The sequence below is a fragment of the Paenibacillus sp. 3LSP genome (assembly GCF_032465655.1).
Classification (GTDB): domain Bacteria; phylum Bacillota; class Bacilli; order Paenibacillales; family Paenibacillaceae; genus Fontibacillus; species Fontibacillus barengoltzii.
Genome location: NZ_JAWDJI010000007.1, coordinates 1 through 16,151 on the forward strand (window position 1 = coordinate 1; position 16,151 = coordinate 16,151).

Below are 16,151 nucleotides of genomic sequence, written 5' to 3' on the forward strand. Positions count from 1 at the left end.
TGGTAGACTGCATAGTATCAGCTCTCCTTTGCTATGTAGCTCTGAAATGGTTTGGTTTACACTTTCCATTTTAACCTACGAGATGTAGCAATTTGGAGGGCTGTCTTTGTTTTACGTTCATCTTAGCTAGATCTTTGTTTGACGCTTTTTCTGGCAAATAAGGTCGTTTAGGTCCGTTAAATTTAATTACCTTAAGGAGATGGATGATGGAACCGTTTGTAAGGAATGCTAAGAACCAACAACCGGAACGGTTCGAGCTGGCTCCTTGGGCCAATGTTATTCCGGGAATCAGCGCCGGATTTACCGGACGGTCTGGCGGAGTCAGCGAACCGCCGTATGATAGCTTGAATCTGGCTCTTCACGTAGGCGACGACCCTCAGCACGTGCTTGAGAACCGACGCCGGTTAGCGAAAGCGTTGGGGTTTGCCTCCGATGCATGGACTTGCGGGGAGCAGGTTCACGGCAACGCCGTCGCCGTGGTCCGTGCCGAGGATCGCGGCAAAGGGTTCCTGGACCGCAGCGGCGCTTTTCAGGAGACGGACGGACTGGTGACCAACGTATCGGGGGTGCTGCTCACCTCGTTTTATGCCGATTGTGTTCCTCTTTATTTTGCTGACCCGGTGAGAGGTGTCGTAGGCTTGGCCCACGCTGGGTGGAAAGGCAGCGTCCGTCTGATCGCTGCAGAAATGATTCACACGATGGAACGCGAGTTCGGCAGCCAGCGGAGCGAGATCCGCACGGCGATTGGCCCCAGCATTGGGGAATGCTGCTATGAGGTGGACGAAGTGGTGATGGAGAAGGTTCGTGAGGCGCTGCCGGGTGAAGAGCCGCATTTTGCTTCCGCATCTCCCCGTGCAGGAAAAACAATGCTGAACTTGAAAGAAATGAATCGAATCATTATGATTAAAGCAGGAATATTGCCGACTCATATCGAATGTACAACGTGGTGTACAAGCTGTCATCCGGAGTATTTTTACTCCTACCGGGCGCAGAATGGCGTTACAGGGAGAATGGCAAGCTGGATTGGCATAAAAGAGAGGTGATCCTTCCCGTGTCGCTGAAGGAACGGATACAGCACGTGGAAGAGCGGATTAAGGCAGCCTGCGAGCGAAGCGGCAGAAAGCGCGAGGAGGTCCATGTCGTCGCCGTAACTAAATATGTATCGGTTGAAGCTACGCGCGAAGTGCTGGACGCAGGGATCGTGCATATCGGTGAGAATCGCCCGCAAATCGCCGTTCCGAAATGGGAAGCGCTCGAAGGGCAAGGGACCTGGCATTTTATCGGCCATCTGCAGAGCAATAAGGTCAAGGACGTCATTGGGAAATTTCAATATATTCATTCGTTGGACCGGCTGTCGCTGGCCCGTGAATTGGAGAAACGAGCCTCAGCGATGGGAACGAGCGTTACTGCATTTTTGCAGGTGAACGTCTCCGGCGAGGCGTCCAAGCAAGGGATTGAGCCTGAGCAAGCTGCTGATTTTTTGAAGGAAATCGCAGATTTGAAGCATGTTCGCGTGGTGGGGCTCATGACGATGGCTCCCATCGAGGAAGATGCCGAGCGGACAAGACCGGTTTTCCGCAAACTGCGGGAGCTGCGCGATCAACTGAACGCTCAAGCTGTAACGGCGGAGCCGTTGACAGAATTGTCGATGGGCATGTCGGGAGATTTTGAAGTGGCGATTGAGGAAGGGGCGACATGGGTTCGCCTCGGAACGCTGTTAGTGGGGAAAGGGGAATTGTCGTAATGGGAGTAATGAACCGGTTCATGAACTTTCTGGGCTTACAGGAAGAAGAAGAGATTGTGGAGCGCGAACGGTTTTCTGGTCAAGAAGACGCAGAAATTGAAACCCCAAGCTTTGAATCCCGTAGAAATCAGAGAGGAAGCAACGTGGTCAGTATTCACTCCCAGAAGAATGTCAAGGTCATCCTCTATGAACCTCGCTCCTATGAAGAAGCGCAGGAAATCGCTGACCATCTTCGTTCCCATCGATCGGTCGTCGTTAATTTGCAGCGGGTCCGCAATGATCAAGCCATGCGCATTATTGATTTCTTAAGCGGAACGATTTATGCGCTTAGCGGAAGCATCTCCAAAATTGGATCGAATATTTTTCTTTGCACACCGGATACCGTTGAAATTCAGGGATCGATTACAGAGATTTTAACGGAGGATTCCGATTATAACAGAATGAGGTGATGACAGCTTGGTAGGTTATATCGATTCCATTGTATGGCTGCTATACAATATTTATTTTTATATGATCCTGGTTTACATTCTGATGTCATGGGTACCTAACGCCCGCGACAGCTTTATTGGCGAACTGCTGGGCAAGCTCGTTGAGCCCTATTTGGCTCCCTTCCGGCGGTTTATTCCACCGATCATGGGGATGATCGACATCTCGCCGATTATTGCCTTGTTTGTGCTCCGATTGGCTGTCTTCGGATTAATTAGTGTTCTCCACTATATCTTTGGGTACTAATGATGAAAGCCGATATTTATGAGCATTTTAAACCGGAGGAACGGCCGTTTGTCGACCGAGCCTGGGAATGGGTCGTGAATGCCGGGGATTATCATGAGGTCAAGCTTAGCGACTTCCTGGATCCGCGGCAATGTTACATTCTGGAGACCCTGGCGAATCGCCATCCCGATGCCCAAATTCGGCTGGACGGCGGTTATGAAGGCGCGGAACGACGGCGGGCACTGATTGCTCCGGATTACCGGGATCTCAGCCAAGAGCCGATGGGACTGAAAGTGCTCGATATCACCTCAGGAGACCAGAAATTTCTCGCCCTTCAGCATAGCGATTATTTAGGGGCGATATTGGGGCTCGGACTCAAACGCGATAAAATCGGCGACATTCATGTTCGTGAGGACGGATGTCACGTCATTGTTGCGGAAGAGATTGCACCGTTTCTGCAAATGAACCTCCATCAAGTGCATCGCGTGAATGTCATGACCGATGTACTGAACCTAGGCGAGCTGAGGACGATGGAGAAAGAACTGGAACCGATGGAGCTGACAGTGGCTTCATTGCGCTTGGATGGGATTGTTAGCGATGTTTTTCGCTTAAGCCGTAACAAAGTGCTGATTCCAATCAAAGCCGGCCGTTGCCGAGTAAATTGGCGAACGGAGGAGGACCCCTCCACACCGTTGAAGGTTGGCGATGTCGTTGCACTGCAGGGCTTCGGGCGATTTAAGGTGCTGGAAGCAGGCGGTTTAACCAAGAAAGGCAGACATCGTGTCAAAATCGGTAAATTTGTATGAGCCGTTTGGCAGGAGATGGTGGATTCTTGTCGAATATGATAGTTCGAACTGGTTCTTGAATGTATCTCGTGATTGAATTGAACCCATCTTCCCGCTGGGGTGCGAGTTCAACAACGGGACAATTCACCTGATGGAACTATCGCTTCACGGGGAGTTTCGAAATTTCTAGGAGGTGAGGATCATGCCATTGACGCCGCTGGATATACATAACAAAGAGTTTTCCAGACGATTGCGCGGTTATGACGAAGATGAAGTGAATGAGTTTCTCGACCAAGTCATTAAAGACTATGAGATCGTGATCCGGGAGAACAAGGAGCTTCATAACCAACTGTTGGCTTTGCAAGAGAAACTGGATCATTTTGCTAATATTGAGGAAACTCTTAGCAAGACCATTATCGTTGCACAGGAAGCGGCCGATGAAGTGAAGAACAATGCGAAGAAGGAAGCTCAGTTGATCGTGAAAGAGGCGGAGAAGAACGCCGATCGGATCGTCAACGAATCGCTGGCCAAATCGCGTAAAATTGCGATGGAAGTGGAAGAGCTCAAGAAGCAGGCTTCCATTTACCGCGCTCGTTTCCGCACGCTGGTGGAAGCCCAGTTGGATCTACTTAGCAGCGAAACCTGGGATACGCTGGAGAGCCGCGAACGTGCCCCTGAGAAAGGTCAAGAAGTACAGGAACTGTATTAATCCAAAGCAAACGCCATTTGGCTTCCATGAGGGAGCGCCAAATGGCGTATTTTATTAGCGTTCCTGCGGCCGATCCAGGCTGACTTGCCGTCGGTATTCGGTAGGAGAGACGCCGGTCGATTGCTTAAAGAGGTACAGAAAATGCTTCTTATCTGCGTAACCCACTCTCTTCATAATCTCCATCACCGGGAGCCGGGTCGAGATTAGCAGTTCGCGGCTTCTCTCCATTCTTTTGTTCCGAACGTATTCGTGAAAGGTGCAACCGGCATATTGGCGGAACAAGCGATGGAAGTGGCGTTCGCTGAGATGAGTTGCTGCAGCAAAACTCCGCGCGGACAATCTCATCGCATAGTCCGTATCGATCTGACGTAGGACGTCCTCCATTATCCGTTTTTCCGGTTCTGCGGCAGAGTTGGACTGGAGGCGCTCCAGATGACGTTCCAGCATGACGGCCAGCTCAATAAATCGGCTGTACAGTTGAAGGAGATACCCCGGCTTTCGTTCGGTAAACTCACGGTAGGCAGCGCGAAACCAAATACTCCACGGACTGCCTCCCTCCCTCAAGTGCAGCCACCCCGGAGAGGAGGCCCTAGTTCCCTCGAACAAATACGGTCTGGAGCGGCTTAACTCGTGAAAGCCGGGCAGGTGTTCCAGGCATGCGAGCAGCTTGCTCGGCTCAAATAAACAGTTGTAAACGATTAGCGGATGACGAGATCCCGCATGTCCGGGGCGAAACACATGTCTCGTTCCGGCGGGGAGCAGAAATACATCGTTTTTGGTGACGCGCACAACCTCCTCATCGATGAAATGAAACCCTTCACCTTCATCCACGAGCACAATTTCCACGAAACGATGGCTATGCATCTGCAAATCAAAGGTCTCTTCGACCCGGTTAAAGTAAAAAGGTAAGGAGTCCGTAAAAAAATCAGCCCCGTCCAGTACCTTCTCCCCTCGGTATAAAGACAACGGTGATCCCTCCTACGCTGCGGTTGCCCCTATTATAGTGTCAGCTCCGGCAAGGGTCAATTTGAAATCGGCTAAGCCCATGACAAATACAACATGCCTATGCTGAAGCGACACGAATATGCTCAATCACAACGTCAACCTCGCTCGGGGACTGAACCTCGATCTCGATGGCTTCTGGAGAAACGATCCGCAAGTGCATCCGGGGCAGGCTGGGTTGCGCTTGATTTTCCTCTGCTGCAACGGCTGCAGGGGATTTCAGACGCCAGGAAACGTCGATTCTGCCGCCGCCTGGAACGGGAACGGTGCCGCGCGCCCAGGTCAATCCGCCGCATGGCTGCGGTGCCACGAGCACTCGACTCCATCCGGGCTCCAGGCTGCGAACGCCGAGGACGTAGGCACCTAGGAAATAGGCGGGTCCCGCAGACCAGGCATGGCAATGGCTCCGAGTCAGCAGGTCGGCTTTGGCTCGGTTTTCCGTGAAGTTAGGATACATCTCCCAGCAGGTTGTCGCTCCCCAATCGATCATTTGCCCATAGCCCTGACGCATATCTTCGATCATGATATCCCATTTGCCCAGTTTCGCCAGCGCTTCGTAGTAGAAGAAGGACATAAACGGACTGCCAATTTGCACGAAGGAGCTGGGCGGATGCAGAATCAGTCGTTCAACGGAAGCAAGTCTGCGCTTCGCGAGCGTTGCGTCTGCCGTTTGAGCGGTTGCAGAGTTGGAGCTCTCGTCCTTAACCTGTTCGGGAATGCCGCACAACAGCGCCACAACTTGCGTCTGAATGCTGAAGATGTCAGAGCGCCGCCCATCCGTATGGATGCAATCGAGATAGGCTTGTTGTTCTTCCGACCATAAATGCTTGTTGATGGCGGCTGCCAAGCGGTTCGCCTGCTCCGTGTAGAACGCCTCCGCTTCACGATTGCCGAGAGCCGAAGCAATAGCAGCGGTGGACATCAATGCTTTGACCAGGAACATGTTCTGGTGTGATACGATCCCGTCGTTCGGCTGGTCCAGCGGAGCCCAATCGAGCAGGTTCCAGCTGCGGATCCATAGTAATCCCCGATCATCCAGCCGCTCTAAATAATGCTTGAGCGTATACTCGATATGGGGGAAAATATCCGCGGCAAAGGATTTGTCCCCATTATAGCGATACAGCTCCAAGCAGGCGATAATCCAGAAGAATGTCCAGTTCGGAATGACGCTGTTCCATCCGCTCGGCACTTGGTCGGCGTAAAACGGGGTCTGGAACTTGGAGCCGGGAACCAATCGCAGGCAGCGTTCGACGATCCGGTCAGCCCCAAATAAATAATAGTTGATCAGCGCTTCATTCCGGGCATCGCCGACCCAGAAGGTCTGCTCGTACATCGGACAATCAACAAAAGTATCCTCCATACATAGCCGGGTCGTATGTTGGCTGATCTGCCAAATGTCATTTAGGCGCGGATCCGATGACTGGAACTGCCCAACCTCAGCGATCGGATAATTGCTTTGCAGCATGCGAATATAGCAGATGCGCACAGGAACCGTTGCGTTTCGTACGGTGACCTGGCAGTATCGTAGTCCACGCCGCACTGGAGACGTGTACCGCTGGCGTCCCCCGGCGCAGATGTAGCGAAGCGTATGGTCCAATCCGTAAGTATCCTGGCGTCGACCTTCATGCATAAACTCGAATCCGTAAAAATCAAGGATCGCCCCCTCCGGCGCTTCAACTTCGAACTCTAAATAACCTGACAGCTCTCTGCCAAAGTCGATCACAAATTCGGTATCTCCATCGGGATACCAAGGGACCACCGCCAGCTCGAAGCTGGGAATCACCGCTTGTTGCAGCGTGTTTGGAATCGCTAAAGGGACTTCATCCCTTTTCCACACGGAAAGGATAAAGACATCTTCCTGGCTGACCAGCGCCTCGGGAACCGGACGGAGCCAGTTCGCAAACGGTACAAGTCCTGCCGCATCTGCGATCTCTCGGGCCCGCAAATAGTCGGGGTGCGCCGGATTCATCGGAGGATTTGGTTTATGGTCGTAACGGATTCCGCCGTCAAAGGGACCAAGGGTAACAAAGACGGACGAATCGTCTGCTTGAGCGTTTGATTGTGCTTGTATGAACGTGAGAGGCGATAAGAACTCCAGCGGCTTCTCGGCGTCCACCGCAAAATGATGCCCGCTTCCGTGCGTCCCTCCGCTGACGTCGATCAGCAGGAGATGATCTCCCGGATCAAGCTCAAGGCGGAGAAAGCGTTCGGGAGCTTCACCTATTAATGACTTCTCATCGTACCAAACCCCGTCCAGACTGCAGCCCCGAAATGTCCCGCCCACATCGATCAGCCCCAGCGTAGCCGTACATTTCAACGGACAACGCACCACGGTAGCGAGCAATCCGAGAAATTCGGCTGGGTTCGCCGTGTCGGTACTGTCCTCGAAAAATTGATTTCGCAGGTCAATAGCCGCCGTATATTGAACGGGCTTAACCTTGCTCAAGCGTTCGATGCGCCGAGGATATACAGTTTCTTCCGTCAAATAGGGAATGTCCCGGGGAACCGGCATTCCCCAAGGCTCGCAGCCTGCCGGGCCGATGACCGCGGCTGGTTGCCATTCCGGGCCAGGTTGGTAGTCCGGTTGAATCCAGTTGTCGTCCCACAATCGCGCGTCGATCTTCTCGGCGAAAGCATGCTGACAGGACATTCGCGGGGAACGGCTGTCATGGCCTGAATGCACCACAGTGAACCACGTATCGTCTGTTGCTGCTAGGATTTGTGGGCTGCTACCAAGCTCCAATTGGGCCAGCAAGCCCCCGCGTCCCCGCAAATAATAGAAGTTGCTGACTCCAAAATGCATCACCATGACGGCGATGACGTTCGTTTGTCCTGGTCTCAGCAAATGGCCGATGTCGTATTCATCATAAGCCAGCCGAAACGGCCAGGAGCGCGGAGGGCCTTGACCAATCCGTTGTCCGTTTACGTACAGGACGTATCTGGAGTCCGCCGTAAGCTTGATCACTGCTCGCCCGCTGTTGGCTGCCGTCCACGCAAACGTTTTGCGGAAGCAACGCCACTCGTTACGCGGGCTGGATTCACCGGAATGCCAAATCCATTTTCCTTGCCAGAGGGTCTCCATCGGTATGCTCGCTCCTTCTCACACGAAAATGTAATCCCTTTCATTATAAAAGAGGCACCTGAGGAACAGGGGAGGGGGAAAACGTACGAAAGAGGGGAATTCCGGACATTTCCAGGGCAATGATGAATTGTCTTCTAGGCAAAAAAACAGGTTGAGGGCAGGATGTTGACATGAGGGAGGCAATAAGATATAACTATTTACATATTGTACTTGCATAAAGAATCATTCGATGATGGGACCAGTACGCCGTGATGTTGTTCCCCAGAGAGTTGGCATCCTGCTGAAAGCCAACGTTCAATGCGCGGACGGAATATCCTCCCGGAGAAGCAAGGCTGAACTTAAATGTGATTCAAATGCCAACATTTTGAATCTCTGCTTAGTAAGCTTTGCCGGTTGTCGGCCGTTATACCGACCCCATATGAAGCGTATGGGATCAAGGTGTCATGCCTAAGATGCGGCTCGTCCTTCGGACAGCTGTGTTTATCAAGCATGAAACAAGGGTGGTAACGCGAGCTAATGCCTCGTCCCTTCTAGGGACGGGGCTTTGTTATTTTTACAGGTTGATTAAAGAAAGGAAGAGAAGTATGAAGAAGGTTGACGTCAAAGAAAATGCGCGGGCTCGCGACCTGCGGATTCTGGACAAATGGAGCCGCGAAAATACGTTTAAAAAGAGTATCGAAAATCGGGCGGGCCGGCCGAATTACGTTTTTTTTGAAGGACCGCCTACCGCTAACGGCTTGCCGCATATCGGTCACGTGTTAGGCCGCGTCATCAAGGACTTCGTTGGCCGCTACCAAACGATGAAAGGCTATCGCGTTGTCCGCAAAGCGGGCTGGGATACGCACGGATTGCCGGTCGAGCTGGGCGTAGAGAAGGAGCTTGGCATCTCGGGCAAGCAGGAGATCGAGAAGTACGGTATCGAGGATTTCGTGAAAAAATGTAAAGACAGCGTGTTTGGCTACGAAAAGCAATGGCGGGAATTTACCGAAGCGATTGCGTACTGGGTGGATCTCGACGATCCGTACATCACCCTGAACAACAGCTACATCGAAAGCGTGTGGAACATCCTGGCGACGATCCACGACAAAGGCCTGCTGTACCGCGGCCATCGCGTCAGCCCGTATTGCCCATGCTGCCAAACGTCGCTCAGTTCCCACGAAGTGGCGCAAGGGTATGAGGATGTGAAGGATCTCAGTGCCACAGCGAAATTCAAGCTGACCGACACCGGCGAATATGTACTGGCTTGGACGACCACGCCTTGGACACTTCCGTCTCACGTGGCACTGGCTGTGAATCCAGACATGGAATACGCCCGTGTACAGCAGGAAGACGGTGTATATATCGTTGCGAAGAACCTGGTTGAGAAAGTCATGAAAGGCGATTACACGGTATTGTCGACGCACAAAGGTTCGGAATTCGTTGGCAAAACCTATACGCCGCCGTTTACCTACATCAAAGCGGATAACATTAACGTGATCGTTGGTGCTTCGTTCGTTACGGATGCCAGCGGTACAGGGATCGTTCACATGGCACCGGCTCACGGGGAGGACGACTACCGCACTTGCCGCGAGAACGGCATCACCTTTGTCAGCGTTGTGAACGGTCAAGGCCGCTATACGGACGTGGTAACCGATTTCGCAGGCCGTTTCGTCAAGGACTGTGACCTTGACATCGTTAAGATGCTGTCCGAGCAAGGAACGCTGTACAGCAAAGAGAAATACGAGCACAGCTACCCGCACTGCTGGCGTTGTAAATCGCCGCTGCTCTACTATGCGATGGAGAGCTGGTTTATCGAAACAACAGCCATTAAGGATCAGCTGATTGCCAACAACAATTCCGTGGACTGGTATCCAGGGCATGTTCGTGAAGGCCGCTTCGGGAAGTTCCTCGAAGAGCTGGTCGATTGGAATATCAGCCGGAACCGCTATTGGGGGACGCCGCTGAACGTGTGGGTTTGCCCGGATTGCGGCGGACAATTCGCTCCGCACAGCATCGCCGAGCTGCGGGAGCATGCGGTAGGCCATGTCAGCGAGGATTTGGAGCTGCATAAACCGTACGTTGACGAAGTGAAGGTTCATTGCCCGCATTGCGAAGGCGGCGTGATGGAACGGACGAGCGAAGTCATCGACGTTTGGTTCGACAGCGGTTCGATGCCGTTTGCGCAGCATCATTATCCGTTTGAGAACCAAGAGACGTTCGCGGAGCAATTCCCGGCAGATATGATCTGCGAAGGGATCGACCAAACGCGCGGCTGGTTCTACAGCTTGTTGGCCGTGTCCACGCTGTTCACTGGCAAAGCGCCTTACAAAGCCGTGATTGCCACCGGCCACGTGCTGGACGAAAACGGGCAGAAAATGTCCAAATCCAAAGGCAATGTCATCGATCCTTGGGAAATTATCAACGAGTTTGGCACGGACGCGTTCCGCTGGGCACTCTTGTCCGACAGCGCGCCTTGGAACAGCAAACGGTTCTCCAAAGGCATCGTAGCTGAAGCCAAATCGAAAGTCGTAGATACGCTGGTGAACACCCATGCGTTCCTGACGCTGTATGCCGGGATCGACGGCTATAAACCGGAAGAGCATGCTTACCGTCCTTCCGAGAATAAGCTGGACCGCTGGATTCTGTCCCGTCTGAACAGCTTAATTCAAGTGGTCGACAAAGGCCTGGCGGTGAACGACTTCGTGAACTCCTCGCAAGCGATCGAAGGATTTATCGATGAGCTCAGTAACTGGTATATCCGCCGTTCCCGCGACCGGTTCTGGGGCAGCGGCCTGAACGATGACAAATTGTCCGCTTACCAAACGCTGACTCACGTATTGCTCACCCTATCCAAAGTGATCGCGCCGTTTGCGCCGTTGATCGCTGAGGACATTTTCACCAACTTGGGCGGCGGGGAAAGCGTCCACCTGGCCGATTATCCGCAAGCGGATGAATCGCTGATCGATCTTGCACTGGAGCAAGACATGGAGAGCGCACGGCAAATCGTTGAGCTGGCCCGCAACGTCCGTAACGAGAGCGGCATCAAAACGCGTCAGCCGTTGTCCAGCCTGATCGTCTCCATGGACCGGGAGTTTGCGGTGAGCGAATATGAAGATATCATCAAGGAAGAGATCAACGTCAAAGCGATCGACATCGAAACGAGCGACAGCGGTTTTGTTGATTTCACATTGAAGTTGAACCTGAAGGTGGCCGGGAAGAAATACGGTAAAAACGTCGGCTTCCTGCAAGGCTACCTGAAAAATCTCGCGCCGGAGCAAACCCGCGCCATCGTGGAGCAAGGTCAATTTTCCGTGACTTCGCCGGAAGGCGAAGAGCTGACGGTCACTGCGGACGAATTGCTCGTTGAGAAACAAGCGAAGCCGGGTTACGCCTCCGCTTCCGGTTACGGCTTAACCGTTGCGCTGAACACGGACATCACGCCGGAGCTGGAACAAGAAGGCTGGGTGCGTGAAGTCGTCCGCGCGGTGCAGGATACCCGGAAGAAGCTGGATCTGCCGATCGAGAAACGGGTACACCTCACCTTGGATGTTGACGATGAATTAAAAGCAGCCATCACCGCATTTGAACATGTGCTGCGTGAGAACGTCTTGATCACGGACGTCGCCTTCGGCAAGCCGCAAGGCCAGGCTGAAACGGTAGATCTCGGCAGCAAAACCATCGCGATTTCAATTGATGCGTAAGTACCTGAATGGAGCTTTTCCAGGAAGGTCATAATAATAGCAATTGAAGCAAACGAGCCTGCGCTCTCCTGTAAAAGGGGAACGGGCTCGTTTGTGTTTTGGGATACACTGGGGAGCAAAGGATGGGTTGTTCATGATTCGTCGAAAACCGAGGCCTGAACCTGCGGCACCTGCGGCGGCGGAACCTTTGCCAAAAACGCCGGAGGAGCAGATGAACGCCGTATACCGCCTGACCTTGAATTGGACCAGGCAGCTAGAGAAATCGCGGATCGCCGAATACACCGAACTGCTAAACCGCCCGTGGCGCTTGATCTGGTTGAACCTGTTGTCCGGAACAGCCCGGGGGGTGGGGATCGCGATCGGGTTTACCTTTTTTGCGGCAACGATCATCTACATCCTGCAGATCCTGGGGGCGCTGAATCTGCCGATCATCGGCGACTATATCGCGGACATCGTGCGGATCGTGCAAAGACAGATGGAGCTTAATACGTATTAGGTCCGGTTCCGAGCGAATCCTCGCTGTCCAAATGCTCCGTGGCACTCATATGTTTCCGGTAAACGCCGTTGCGGTAAAAGCAAACATTCTTGCCATAGATATCTGTGGCAACAAAGGATTCGTAAGGCTCCACAAATCCATCGAGCTCATCGGAGGCTTCGATTTCCATATCATTATAATCATCGATTTCCCGATCCTCGGCCATCGCCGGTGAATTCGAGGTTCCATAGCTCTCAACGATTTGCCAAGCATCCTCCCCGTCAAAGCCATTCTGATCCTCGCGTTCATCCAAGCTCGTGCGGCCAAACGGCGGAGATAAGAAGATTTCCTCGATCGGCCGTTTGGCGGATACGAACGATTGCGGACTGTGATCTTTACAATACGCTGTTTCCGGGATGGCGCGGAGCCGTTCATAGCTGATCGGCTTGCCGCACGTTGCGCAGTAGCCGTAGCTGCCATCCTCGATTCGTTCAAGTGCATCCTCAACCCGGGCCAGATGCATTTCATGATGCTCGGTCAGGGCCAAATCTTTGCCCCGTTCAAAGACTTCGGATCCGAGATCCCCGGGGTGATTATCGATCTGGCTCAGCTCATTGGTATTATCGCGCATCGATTCATTCATTCCATAATGATCATTGTCAGATAATTGCTCGGTTAAAGCAGACTTGGTTTCCTGCAGTTTCGCGGTAAGCTCCGCGAGCTGGGCTTTCGTTAAATGCGGCATGTGGTTGCTCCTTCCTTCCTGCATCTAGAGCGGTGATTTGTAACGTCTCTCCTAGCGGTATTTTGTGCAGAACCATGACGAAATACCTAAGGAAAATCCTTTCGCGCATGGACGGGCCATTTCCGGCTGTGCTACAATATACAAGGCTTAGAAGAGGAATATCCTGCCGCTTGGTGCGAGCGGGAAATGAAAAACGAGGTGACGGACCGCGTGGTATACTTTTTGATTGCATTAATCGTTTTTCTGGTGGATCAAGGCACGAAATATTGGATTGCAACCGGAATGACGATCGGGGAACAAATCCCGGTGATCGGCAACTTTTTCTTGATTACCTCCCATCGGAACCGCGGCGCGGCGTTTGGCATTTTGCAGGATCAACGCTGGTTTTTTATTGTGGTGACTACGGTTGTGGTGCTTGGGATCATCTGGTATTTGCTTAAAATAAAAAATCAACCCAACAAAATGCTGCCGGTAGCGTTGTCTCTGGTACTTGGCGGAGCTATCGGCAATTTTCTCGATCGTGCCGTCAGTGGGGAAGTCGTTGATTTTCTGATGTTTAATTTCGGTTCGTACACATTCCCGATTTTTAACGTTGCGGATTCTTGCATCGTTATTGGCGTGGCGCTGATCATTTTGGATTCACTGCTGGAGCTTCGCCGGGAGAAGCAAGCCGCAACACCACAGGAGCATGAGGAAAACGTATGAGTTTGGATCAAACGCTAGAGGATTTTGAAGAAGAGAAGCTTGAGTGGGTGGCCGGACCGGCTGACGCGAAAGAGCGAATCGATAAATTTGCAAAAACGCAGCTGGGCGAAGAGTTCTCCCGCAGCCAGATTCAGCTGTGGATTGAAGCGGGGAACTTGGTTGTAAATGGGGCGTCGGTGAAAGCCAATTACAAGCTGGCCGAAGGCGACCGCATCGTACTGGTGATTCCGGAGGCAGAGCCTACGGAAATTGTACCGGAAGACATACCGCTGGACATTTATTATGAAGACAGTGATGTGATCGTCGTTAACAAGCCGCGCGGCATGGTCGTGCACCCGGCACCGGGACATACTTCCGGCACGCTGGTGAACGCCTTGATGTTCCACTGCAAGGATCTGTCGGGAATCAATGGCGAGCTTCGGCCTGGGATCGTGCATCGGATCGATAAGGACACCTCAGGTCTCATTATGGCAGCGAAGAACGATAAGGCCCATGCCTCGTTGGCCGCTCAACTGAAGGCGCATACGGTGACGCGGAAATATTATGCTTTGGTTCACGGCAACGTTAGCCATGACCAAGGCACAGTAGATGCGCCGATTGGCCGCGATCCCCATGATCGCAAGATGTATACAGTAATTGAACGGAACAGCAAGCATGCGGTTACGCATTTTCATGTGGTGGAGCGATTTGGTGATTATACGCTGCTTGAGCTCAAGCTGGAAACGGGACGTACGCATCAAATCCGTGTGCATATGAAGTTTATCGGCCATCCGTTGGTGGGAGACCCGCTGTATGGACGCAGTAAAGGGATCAAAATGGATGGACAAGCGCTGCACGCTGCTGTGCTCGGTTTTGAGCATCCGGAAGACGGGCGGTATTTGGAGTTTAGTGCACCGATTCCGGCGGATATGGAAGATGTGCTGCAATCGCTGAGAAATCGCTAAGCCATTGCTTAGATTTGGTGATTTAACCTATAGAATGTTCACCTCCAGGAGACAGCTTGATCAAAAAGTACAAACGATCAGGTGATTAATCCATTCTCTAAATGGGCCGAATTCCTGCATATTTAAAGTGCGAGTTCGAATCATTTGAGGATGGATTTTTTTATGAATACGAAGGAGATGGACGTTTACGATGAGTACGCTGAATGGACAGGAAACTTATATTCAACAACAATTTGCAGAGCGCATTGGCGGGGCGAACTACGGCAAAGATACCGCTATTTATAAATTCGAGAAAATCAAACGGGCGAAAGCGGCAGCGAAGAAGGATTTTCCCGATGTTGAACTGATCGACATGGGCGTCGGCGAACCTGATGATATGGCGGATGCCGGCATTGTGGCCAAACTGGCGGAGGAAGCGGCAAAACGCGAGAACCGCGGGTACGCCGACAACGGCATCGCCGAGTTCAAGGAAGCGGCAGCGAAGTATCTTCATGATGTTTTTGGCGTTGAAGATATCGATCCGGTTACGGAAGTAGTGCACTCGATCGGCTCCAAGCCAGCGATCGCTATGCTCCCTTCTTGCTTCATCAATCCTGGAGATATCACGATTATGACCGTGCCGGGCTACCCGATTATCGGGACCCATACGAAGTATTTGGGCGGCGAGGTGTATACCGTGCCGTTGACGGAGGAGAATGATTTCCTGCCGGATTTGGACGCGATTCCAGAAGAGGTCGCACGTAAGGCCAAGCTGATGTACTTGAACTACCCGAACAACCCGACGGGCGCGAGCGCGACGAAGGAGTTTTTTGCCAAGGTCGTGGACTGGGCGAAGAAATATCATGTCGTGATTGTACACGATGCACCGTATGCTGCATTGACGTATGACGGTTTGAAGCCGCTGAGCTTCTTGTCGGTACCGGGAGCAAAGGACGTAGGTGTCGAGCTGCACTCCTTGTCCAAGTCGTACAACATGACCGGGTGGAGAATCGGGTTTGTTGCCGGCAACCCGCTGATCATTAAAGCGTTCAGCGACGTGAAGGACAACAACGATTCCGGTCAATTTATCGCTATTCAGAAAGCGGCCGCTTACGGGCTGGCTCATCCAGAAATCACGGAGCGCATCGCCGAGAAATATTCGCGCCGCCATGAGCTGCTGGTGAATGCTCTGAATGACTTGGGCTTTAAGGCGAAGAAGCCGAAGGGTTCGTTCTTCCTCTATGTTGAAGCGCCGAAGGGCGTGGAAGGCGGACCAACGTTTGAAACGGCGGAAGACTTCTCACAGTTCTTGATCCGCGAGAAGCTGATTTCGACGGTGCCGTGGGACGATGCCGGCCATTACGTGCGCTTCTCCGTGACGTTTATCGCCGACGGGGAAGAGGAAGAACGCCGCGTCATTTCTGAAATCAAACGACGCCTTGGCGATTTGAAGTTTATTTTCTAAGAAGAATAAAATGGACCATAATGATTCGTTTATAATGCCTCTTGGGTTTGATCCCAAGGGGCTTTTTTTGACATTATAGAATTTATAAAATTTCGGGGTGGGAGAGGCCTTCCGCCTCGGGTTTG

General features: G+C 52.4%; 14 protein-coding genes and 1 other annotated feature. Of the genes, 11 read left to right on the top strand and 3 right to left on the bottom strand.

Annotated elements, in window-relative coordinates; genetic code table 11:
- The first annotated feature begins 206 nt into the window (after positions 1 to 206).
- The 6 genes from pgeF (at position 207) to RW092_RS00440 (ending at position 3,949) form a co-directional block, all read left to right on the top strand.
- Positions 207 to 1,043: a peptidoglycan editing factor PgeF gene (gene pgeF, locus RW092_RS00415; RefSeq protein WP_028537944.1), complete on the top strand. Its 837-nt coding sequence runs from the start codon at positions 207 to 209 to the stop codon at positions 1,041 to 1,043.
- A gap of 8 nt (positions 1,044 to 1,051) precedes the next feature.
- Positions 1,052 to 1,744, top strand: coding sequence for a YggS family pyridoxal phosphate-dependent enzyme (locus tag RW092_RS00420; RefSeq protein ID WP_028537945.1), 693 nt, complete (start codon positions 1,052 to 1,054; stop codon positions 1,742 to 1,744).
- The gene (locus RW092_RS00425; RefSeq protein ID WP_028537946.1) at positions 1,744 to 2,193 is read left to right on the top strand and encodes a cell division protein SepF; all 450 of its coding nucleotides are present in this window, start codon (positions 1,744 to 1,746) and stop codon (positions 2,191 to 2,193) included. Before RW092_RS00420 ends, RW092_RS00425 begins: the two co-directional genes overlap by 1 nt.
- A gap of 7 nt (positions 2,194 to 2,200) precedes the next feature.
- Positions 2,201 to 2,476 carry a YggT family protein gene (locus tag RW092_RS00430; RefSeq protein ID WP_028537947.1) on the top strand — a complete coding sequence of 92 codons (276 nt, stop codon included), beginning with the start codon at positions 2,201 to 2,203 and terminating at the stop codon, positions 2,474 to 2,476.
- Positions 2,477 to 2,478: 2 nt separating this feature from the next.
- Positions 2,479 to 3,261 (top strand): YlmH family RNA-binding protein, encoded by a 783-nt coding sequence (locus tag RW092_RS00435; protein ID WP_316009213.1) that lies wholly within the window; start codon positions 2,479 to 2,481, stop codon positions 3,259 to 3,261.
- A gap of 181 nt (positions 3,262 to 3,442) precedes the next feature.
- Positions 3,443 to 3,949, top strand: coding sequence for a DivIVA domain-containing protein (locus RW092_RS00440; protein ID WP_316009214.1), 507 nt, complete (start codon positions 3,443 to 3,445; stop codon positions 3,947 to 3,949).
- Between the two features lie 54 nt (positions 3,950 to 4,003).
- On the opposite strand, the gene RW092_RS00445 is transcribed toward RW092_RS00440, so the two are convergent.
- Positions 4,004 to 4,915 (bottom strand): helix-turn-helix domain-containing protein, encoded by a 912-nt coding sequence (locus RW092_RS00445; protein ID WP_316009215.1) that lies wholly within the window; start codon positions 4,913 to 4,915, stop codon positions 4,004 to 4,006.
- A gap of 97 nt (positions 4,916 to 5,012) precedes the next feature.
- Positions 5,013 to 8,033 (bottom strand): family 78 glycoside hydrolase catalytic domain, encoded by a 3,021-nt coding sequence (locus RW092_RS00450; protein ID WP_316009216.1) that lies wholly within the window; start codon positions 8,031 to 8,033, stop codon positions 5,013 to 5,015.
- Between the two features lie 220 nt (positions 8,034 to 8,253).
- Positions 8,254 to 8,565, top strand: a binding site (T-box leader).
- Between the two features lie 52 nt (positions 8,566 to 8,617).
- On the opposite strand from RW092_RS00450, the gene ileS reads away from it, so the two are divergent.
- A complete protein-coding gene (gene ileS, locus RW092_RS00455; RefSeq protein ID WP_028537951.1) occupies positions 8,618 to 11,713 on the top strand; it encodes an isoleucine--tRNA ligase in 3,096 nt (1,031 codons plus the stop codon).
- A gap of 133 nt (positions 11,714 to 11,846) precedes the next feature.
- Entirely contained in the window at positions 11,847 to 12,209 is a 363-nt protein-coding gene (locus tag RW092_RS00460) for a DUF5665 domain-containing protein (protein ID WP_316009217.1), read from the top strand.
- On the opposite strand, the gene RW092_RS00465 is transcribed toward RW092_RS00460, so the two are convergent.
- A complete protein-coding gene (locus RW092_RS00465; protein WP_028537953.1) occupies positions 12,196 to 12,933 on the bottom strand; it encodes a TraR/DksA C4-type zinc finger protein in 738 nt (245 codons plus the stop codon). The two genes, RW092_RS00460 and RW092_RS00465, sit on opposite strands and share 14 nt — an antisense overlap.
- 210 nt (positions 12,934 to 13,143) lie before the next feature.
- Here RW092_RS00465 and lspA point away from each other — a divergent pair, with 210 nt between their 5' ends.
- From lspA to RW092_RS00480, 3 genes are all read left to right on the top strand, one after another.
- Positions 13,144 to 13,638, top strand: a complete 495-nt coding sequence (gene lspA, locus RW092_RS00470; RefSeq protein ID WP_036624676.1) for a signal peptidase II — start codon at positions 13,144 to 13,146, stop codon at positions 13,636 to 13,638.
- Positions 13,635 to 14,582, top strand: coding sequence for an RluA family pseudouridine synthase (locus RW092_RS00475; protein ID WP_085170563.1), 948 nt, complete (start codon positions 13,635 to 13,637; stop codon positions 14,580 to 14,582). Before lspA ends, RW092_RS00475 begins: the two co-directional genes overlap by 4 nt.
- Positions 14,583 to 14,772: 190 nt before the next feature.
- Complete coding sequence (locus tag RW092_RS00480; protein WP_316009218.1) at positions 14,773 to 16,026, top strand: LL-diaminopimelate aminotransferase; 1,254 nt, start codon at positions 14,773 to 14,775, stop codon at positions 16,024 to 16,026.
- Positions 16,027 to 16,151 lie beyond the last annotated feature (125 nt).